The organism is Corallococcus sp. CA041A (assembly GCF_003612075.1).
Taxonomy (GTDB): domain Bacteria; phylum Myxococcota; class Myxococcia; order Myxococcales; family Myxococcaceae; genus Corallococcus; species Corallococcus exiguus.
The window spans coordinates 1-5,984 of sequence record NZ_RAWF01000389.1 but is presented as its reverse complement, the minus strand read 5'-3'; the positions used below and the strand labels follow the sequence as shown (position 1 = coordinate 5,984).

General features: G+C 72.1%; 4 protein-coding genes. 2 read left to right on the top strand and 2 right to left on the bottom strand.

Features of this window, described 5'->3' with window-relative positions:
* Window positions 1-887, top strand: an 887-nt coding sequence (locus D7V77_RS39385) for a TonB C-terminal domain-containing protein (RefSeq protein WP_233597508.1), incomplete at its 5' end; no start/stop codon positions are given.
* Between the two features lies 1 nt (window position 888).
* On the opposite strand, the gene D7V77_RS39380 is transcribed toward D7V77_RS39385, so the two are convergent.
* Entirely contained in the window at window positions 889-2,388 is a 1,500-nt protein-coding gene (locus D7V77_RS39380; protein ID WP_158624575.1) for an amidase, read from the bottom strand.
* A gap of 69 nt (window positions 2,389-2,457) precedes the next feature.
* Entirely contained in the window at window positions 2,458-3,195 is a 738-nt protein-coding gene (locus D7V77_RS39375; protein WP_120581348.1) for a murein L,D-transpeptidase family protein, read from the bottom strand.
* 296 nt (window positions 3,196-3,491) lie between these two features.
* On the opposite strand from D7V77_RS39375, the gene D7V77_RS39370 reads away from it, so the two are divergent.
* Window positions 3,492-5,861 carry an RIO1 family regulatory kinase/ATPase gene (locus tag D7V77_RS39370; RefSeq protein ID WP_120581347.1) on the top strand — a complete coding sequence of 790 codons (2,370 nt, stop codon included), beginning with the start codon at window positions 3,492-3,494 and terminating at the stop codon, window positions 5,859-5,861.
* Window positions 5,862-5,984 lie beyond the last annotated feature (123 nt).

Sequence of the window (5,984 nt, the reverse complement as noted above, 5' to 3'; positions counted from 1 at the left end):
CCCCGAACCTGCTCCCCTCCCCCGGCTCGAGCAAGGGGGTCATCATCACGACGCCGGAGAACTCCCGGGGCGGAGGCCGCACGCTGCGCCCCGGCGACCCGAGCCTGTCCGCCGAATCCCTCGCCGCCGAGGAACATGCGCGCGTGTCGGAGCGAGTGCAGGGCATCGTCGACGAACGCCGCGCGCGAGACCGCGTGGACACCGGCCGCATCCATCCCTACTTCGGCCAGCTGCGCGCCCAGCTGGAGAAGCAGATGGACGCCCCGCCCCTCTTCGACATGCCCAGCTTCCCCAAGCAGCTGATGTACTCCTACGCGGAGAAGGCCCGGCAGTTCGGCGCCACCGGCTCCCCCGGGAGCATGCCCGGGCCTCGCAAGCCCCCCAAGCCGGGCGAGCTCCTCGCGAAGCGCGCCCGCGACGAGCCCGGCTACAACCGCCTGCGCGGCCTCTCCCAGGCGGGCGAGGAGCTCCAGGACTTCGCCCACGGCGTCAGCACCACGAAGCTCACCGTCACGCTGGAGCTGCTCCAGGGCCCGGACGGCCTCCTGCGCGAGGTGAAGCTCATCAGCCGCAGCGGCAACCGCGCCTACGACGACTACGTGCTCCAGGCCGTCCCGCCCGCGCTGGGGAAGTCCGCCGCTCCGCCCCCGGACGCGATGGGCGTGCACACGGACGGCATCCGCAGCGTCTGGGCCGTGGAGGGCCGCGTCGTCTACGTGCGCAAGGTCAGCGAGATGAAGAAGGGCGCGGACAACATCTACCTCGCCGCACTGACCGCCGCGGGACTGCTCGCCGGCAACTTCGATGAGACCACCGGCGAGGTCTACGTCATCGACGTGCGCAACCCGCACTTCGAATGCCGCTCGCGCCTGCTGCGCGTCTACTGACTCAGGGCGTGAACGCCGCGGGCCACCGCACGCCTCCGCCCAGGGGCAGGAGCGCCTCCGCCACGTCGAGCAGCGCCCCGTCCGTCCACCGCCGCCCCACCAGCTGCGCCCCCACCGGCAGGCCCGCCGACGTGAGCCCCAGCGGGAAGACCACGACAGGGCTCCCCGTCGCGTTGAACAGGCAGGTGAATCCGCCAAAGGCCTCCAGGTAGTGGCGAGGCACGCCGTCCACGTCCAACGGCGCCCCGAACGGCATGTGCGGCGGCGCGGCCGTCATCGCCACCGGCACGAGCCACGCGTCCCAGCCGGACAGGAAGTCCTCCAACAGGCCGATGTGCACGTCCCGCCGGCTGAGCGCCGTGCCGTAGCCCGTCATGTCCACGCGCGTGCCCTGCACGATGGCCTTCGCCAGCAGGTCCCGTTCGAAGGGGAGGAACTGCTGCTGATAGCCCTCGCGCACGGGCGGAGGCAGGGGCGCGCCCACCTCGGCGCCCTCCGTCAGCCCCCACACCTCCACCAGGTCCGTGAAGTCCTGCCCCGGAGGCACGGCCTGCTCCACCACGACGCCCTCCGCGCGGGCGGCGGCGGTGAAGCGCTGGAACAGCTCACGCGTCTCGCGGTCGGCCTGGAAGGGGCCCAGCGTGTCCGCCCACGCCAGCCGCAGGCCCTTCAGCGCCCGGGGCTTCGCGGCGCCCACCGGCGCGACGGGCGGCACCTCCGGGGCGCGCGGATCCGCGCCCTCGATGACGGACAGGATGAGCCGCACGTCCGCCACCGAGCGCGCCAGCGGCCCCGCGCACGCCATGTGGCGCACGTGGCGCGGCCCGTCCGGCGGGTCCGGGATGTGGCCGAAGGTGGAGACGCGGTGCTCCGTGGGCTTGATGCCCACGATGCCGCAGTAGGCCGCCGGCTGCCGGATGGAGCCGCCAATGTCGCTGCCCACCTCGAACGGCGTGAGCCCCGCCGCCACCGCCGCCGCCGCGCCACCGCTGGAGCCGCCCGGCGTGTGCCCCAGGTCATGCGGGTTGTTCGTCCGGCCCCAGAGCGGCCCGTCCGTCTGGAAGTCCCCCGCGAACGGCGGCAGGTTCGTCTTGCCGAAGAGGATGGCCCCCGCAGCCTTGAGCCGGGCCACCACCGTCGCGTCATGCGCGGGCACGTACTCCGCGAGGGCCGGGTGGGCGGACGTCGTGCGCAGGCCCCCGGTGCTGAACGCGTCCTTCACCGTGAAGGGCACGCCGTGCAGCGGGCCCCACAGCTCGCCCCGGGCAAGCGCCGCGTCCGCCTCTTCCGCCCGCTTCCGGGCCTGCGCCTCGTCCCACGTCACGACGGCGTTGAGCGTGGGGTTGTGTGCTCGCGCGCGGGCGAGGAAGGCGTCCAGCACCTCCACCGCGGTGACGTGACGCTCGCGCAGGGCGGCCGCCAGCTCCGTCGTCGTGAGGGAGACGAGCGCGCGTGCGCCCCCGGCGGTTCCGGCCTCCTGAAGCGGGACAGATGACTTCATGTGCGTGCACTCCCCCAGAGGCCGGCCCCGGCGGCGCGGCCCTCCCATGCCCAGGGTTCTACCAACTCCTCAGCGCGCCCGGGCCCGCGGAGCCGGCGACACCACGTAGGCGGACGCGGAGTCATCCACCTTCACTTTCGGTGGACGCCGGGACTCCTCGAAGAGGCGGTAGCCCGGCTCCAGGCCGCGCCAGAAGGCCTTCCGCGCGTCGGTGACACCGGAGAGGGCCTCCAGCGCCGCGAGCCCCGCCGCGTCCAGCCGCCGTGGGAACACGTGCACCGGCACGTCGCGGCGCATGCTCGAGCGGGCTTCGGACACCATCACGTACAGCTCCTCGATGGGGCCGTCCTCGATGGCCAGGCAGCCGATGCTCACGCAGTCGCCGTGGATGTAGATGTCGCCCCCGGGCTTCGCGGCGCCCAGCTTGCGGTCCAGCGCGTTCGGGTAGCTCACCCGCATGGACAGGTGGTACGCGCTCTTCGGGTTGAAGAGGTCCACCGTGTAGAAGCCCTCCGGGACCTGCAGGTCGCCCTGGGCCCGTTTGGGGCCCACGTCGCCGGAGGCCGCGCAGACGGGGAAGGTGCGCACCTTCACCAGCGACTGGCCCGGCTTGCCCGCCCAGACCTCCAGCTCGCGCTCGACCTTGAAGGCCCGCAGGTAGAGCTCCTCCGGCGGCCAGGACAGCCCCGCCTCCTTGAACGTTTTGACGAGACCGGCCGTCTGGCGCTTGCGGGCCGCCGCGACCCGGTCTTCCGCGTGGGCGCACAGCGAGGCCAACAGGACACCCCACGCGAGCAGGACCTTCATGGGCGGAATGCTCCTTTCGTGAAAACGGTTTGACGCCGGGCGGACGTCAATCCGGTCCCTGGGCAGGGGTGGGCGGAGAACAGGCTACAGGCACGGGGGCACCCCTGGCCCCCTGCTTCCCAAGCTGCTAGCAAGCGGTACGTGGGCTTTCTGGATGACGTTCAGCGTAACGGCGATGGAAACCAGGGCCGGCCCGGTGTTCTCATCTCCAACGTGCATCATGGCGAGCAGGGGCCGCCGGTGTGCGCAGCGACTGTTGCTCCTCGCCCCGTGCCGTTCCGGCCTTTTGCTTAAGAATGAATGACTCCCTCGAGACCCTCCTCGCCGACGGCATCATCGACGCCGTCATCGGCCAGCTGAAGACGGGGAAGGAGGCGGAGGTGTGGCTCGTCCAGCACGCCGGCCAGGTTGTCGCAGCGAAGCTGTACAAGGAGCGCCACGAGCGCAACTTCCGCAACAACTCCGGCTACAAGGAAGGCCGCGAGGTGCGCAACTCGCGCACGCGCCGCGCCATGGAGAAGGGCAGCCGCTTCGGGCAGGCCGCCGCGGAAGAGGCGTGGAAGAACGCGGAAGCGGACTCGCTCTACAAGCTGCACGCACAAGGCGTGCGCGTGCCCACGCCGGTGCTGTTCTACGAGGGCATCCTCCTCATGGAGCTGGTGCGGGACGCGGAAGGACAGCCCGCGCCCCGGCTGGTGGAGGCTCCGCCCCAGACGCCCGAGGAGGCCGAGGCCCTCTACCTGGACCTGCGCGCCCAGGTGGTTCGCACCCTGTGCGCGGACCTCATTCATGGGGACCTGTCGCCCTACAACATCCTGATGAGCGGGTCCGGCCCGACCATCATCGACTTTCCGCAGACGGTGGCGGCGGCGCGCAACAGCCAGGCGGAGTTCTACTTCCGCCGCGACCTGGACAACGTGCGGGAGTTCCTGGCGGGCTTTTCGTCCCGGCTGGGGGGTCGCGCGGGTGACACGGGCGAAATCTGGAACGCGTATGTGCGGCGCGAACTGACGCCGGAGTACGTGCCGTCGGGCGCGTTCCGCGAGGCGCCGCGCCGGCAGGGAGGCGCGGGCCGTCAGTCCTCCCGGCAGGAGCGGTTCCTCCAGCAGGAGGAGGCCCGGCGCAACGAGGTCCCTCCGGCGCCCGTGGCGGCCGTGGAGGAAGGGCTCAGCGAGGAAGAGGCGGAGCTGCGCGCGCTGGAGGCGCTGGTGCTGCGCCAGGGTGGCGGCGAGCGTGGGCGTCCCATCGTCACGGCGAGCCCGCGCGATGGGCGTCGGCGCGGTGGGTTTGGTGGCAAGCCGCCGCCGCGTACCGGCAATGCGCCGAGGCCCGGGAACGGTGGGCCGCAGCAGAACGCGGGAGCGCGTCCGGCGCAGGGCGGTGGCAACAACCGGCCCAACGGCAACAACGGGCGTCAGCAGCAGGGAGGGCCGCGCAACGGCGCTCCGGCGCAGGGCGCGAATGCCCCGGTGGCGCAGGCTGCGAATGCTCCGGCGGCGCAGGGCGATGCGCGCGTGAACGGCCGGCCGCAGCAGGGAGGGCCGCGCAACGGCAATCCGCGCAACGAGCCGCGCCGCGATGGACGTCCGCCGCGCTCGCCCAACGGCGAGGCGCGCATGAACGGCCAGCCGTCTGGCGAGAACGCTCAGGCGTCGCAGCAGAACAGCCGGCCACCGCGCATGAATGGCCAGCCGTCTGCCGAGAACGGTCAGGCACCGCAACAGAACAGCCGGCCGCCGCGCATGAACGGGCAGCCAGCTGGCGAGAACGGTCAGGCGCCACAGCAGAACAGCCGGCCCCCGCGCATGAACGGGCAGCCGTCTGGCGAGAACGGCCAGGCGCCACAGCAGAACAGCCGGCCGCCGCGCATGAACAGGCAGTCGTCCGGCGAGAACGGCCGACAGCCGCGCATGAACGGGCAGCCAGCTGGTGAGAACGGTCAGGCGCCACAGCAGAACAGCCGGCCGCCGCGCATGAACGGGCAGCCAGTTGGTGAGAACGGCCAGGCACCGCAGCAGAACGGCCGACCGCCGCGCATGAATGGGCAGCCAGCTGGTGAGAACGGCCAGGCACCGCAGCAGAACGGCCGGCAGCCGCGCATGAACGGCCAGCCGATTGGCGAGAACGGTCAGGCGTCGCAGCAGAACGGCCGGCCTCCGCGCATGAATGGCAGGTCTCGTGGCGGTGAGTCGGGCCTGAAGGGTCCGTCGCGCCAGAACGGTCAGCCGGATAGCGGCGAGGCTGCTGTGAACGGCCAGCCGCACGGCGGCGAGGCTGCGGTGAACGGTCAGGCGCAACAGCCGAACGGCAACGGCCGGCCGCCGCGCAACGAGTGGCGCGCGAATGGTCGTCCGCAGCAGAACGGCGAGCCGCGCCAGGAGGGTCCGGGAGCGCAGTCGCGCATGAACGGACGGCCTCCGCGCAACAACGGTTCCTTCCAGGGCGGCGACCCGCAGCAGAACGGCGAGCCGCGCCAGACTGGCCGGGGCCCGGGCTCGGGTCCCCGCGAGGCGCGTGGCAACCTGCCCAACAACGGTCCTCGGATGCCCCGTCAGGGCCCGGAGCGCGGCGCGGGACGTTCGTCCCGGGGTTCCGCGCCCCAGGTGAGCTACGTGGGCCGTCCGCCCGCGGCCTCGTCCTCGAACCCCGAGACAGGCTCCTCCTAAGCCATCCGGGGTAAATCTTTGCCTAGGGAGGTAGCATCCACCGCTGCCCTGCAGGAGGGCAGGAGGAGCGGTGGATGAGCCGAAGCGGCAACCACCTCAAAGTGACGGTGCCACAGCGCCGAG

What these genes read in the sequence shown, in the direction of transcription:
- D7V77_RS39380 (WP_158624575.1), bottom strand. Translation starts at nt 2,388, where the DNA reads ATGAAGTCATCTGTCCCGCTTCAGGAGGCCGGAACCGCCGGGGGCGCA.
- D7V77_RS39375 (WP_120581348.1), bottom strand. Translation starts at nt 3,195, where the DNA reads ATGAAGGTCCTGCTCGCGTGGGGTGTCCTGTTGGCCTCGCTGTGCGCC.
- D7V77_RS39370 (WP_120581347.1), top strand. Translation starts at nt 3,492, where the DNA reads ATGAATGACTCCCTCGAGACCCTCCTCGCCGACGGCATCATCGACGCC.